At 60.2% G+C, this 1,312-nt stretch carries 1 protein-coding gene; it reads left to right on the forward strand.

From position 1 onward, the window contains the following. A partial coding sequence (locus EOC06_RS36840) for an IS110 family transposase (protein ID WP_245470409.1) occupies window positions 1-998 on the forward strand: 998 nt, incomplete at its 5' end. Window positions 999-1,312 lie beyond the last annotated feature (314 nt).

Below are 1,312 nucleotides of genomic sequence, written 5' to 3' on the forward strand. Positions count from 1 at the left end.
TGTCGTCGCTGGCGCTGGCCCGAACACGAGAAGCGTTGCACAACAGCTGGGACAAGAACGATCCAAAGGATGCCCAGGTGATGCTGCACATGCTCAGGATCCAGGCGACGCAGGTCTACCATGATCCGCTGCGCGCCGGCATCAACGACGTGCAGGAACTGTCGAAGACCCATGAAGCGATCGCCAGGGCCAAGACCGAGATCCAGCACCGTATCCTGACGCACTACCTGCCACTGTATTTTCCCGAGATCGATCGATTCCGGGGGAACAGCCGCAGCGACTGGTTCTTCGCCTTCCTCCATGCCTTTCCGACGCCAGCAAGCATCACGGCGCTGACAAAGGAGGAGTTTGTGACAGCAGCGTGGGATGTCGTCGGCCGCAAGGTCAGCAAGACACAGATTCTGATGGATATTTACGAGACGGCGCGCTCATCGACCGGACTGCCGCTGCCGCTTGATGCCCCTGCCATTCGCATGTTCCGGATGGTCATTGACGAAGCACGCGGCCTGATCCGGCAGCGCAATGAGATCGAAGCGCAGGCCGACGAGCTGTTGCGGCACAGCCAGGATTATCAGCTCCTGCGACAAATCCCGGGCATTGGACCGATCAACGCATTGACCATCATTGCCGAAGCCGGCGATCTTCGCCGTTTCGCTCATCAACGCCAGTTTGTAAAGTTCTGCGGGCTGGACCTCTCGACACAGCAGTCAGGCCAATATCGGGGCCAGACCCGCCTTTCCAAATTCGGCAATGCTCGGCTGCGCCGCACCCTGTGGATCGCCGGACAAGTCGCCATCCGCCAGCGGGAGAATGGCTTCCGTCATAAGTTCGAACGCTACATTGCGCGGGATCGCGACAATCCCGATCTACGCCGCAAGGCAATGACCGCTATTACCGCCAAGATGGCCCGCGTCGTGCACGCTGTCGTCAAAGGTGGTTCCGACTACCGGCCCTTCGTTGAAGGGCGGGTGCCAGGTGGAAGAACCTCTGTCAGCTAGGGCCGTGAGGGCACCGATTCGATGACCCTGTAGATAATGTTCGGGTCTTCCGCCTGGATCAGAAGCTCGTGTTGAGGACGGGAGGGCCGCCTTCGTGCGGACCCTGTGTTTGCTATGGACGAGACCTTTTCCCTTGCCGGTGGAAGCCGCCTGGTTCGACGACTTGACCAACGTCACGCAGCAAGGGCATGCTGACGAACAGAGAGACCTTGACTGCAGGCTCCATTTCGTTCCGCGCTTAGGGCGTTGTCGCTGACGATCATCCTCGGGCGGCCCCGCTCGGTGATGAGCCGGTCCAATTCGCGGGCAACCCG

It is taken from the genome of Mesorhizobium sp. M7A.F.Ca.MR.362.00.0.0 (assembly GCF_004023175.1).
Lineage (GTDB): Bacteria > Pseudomonadota > Alphaproteobacteria > Rhizobiales > Rhizobiaceae > Mesorhizobium.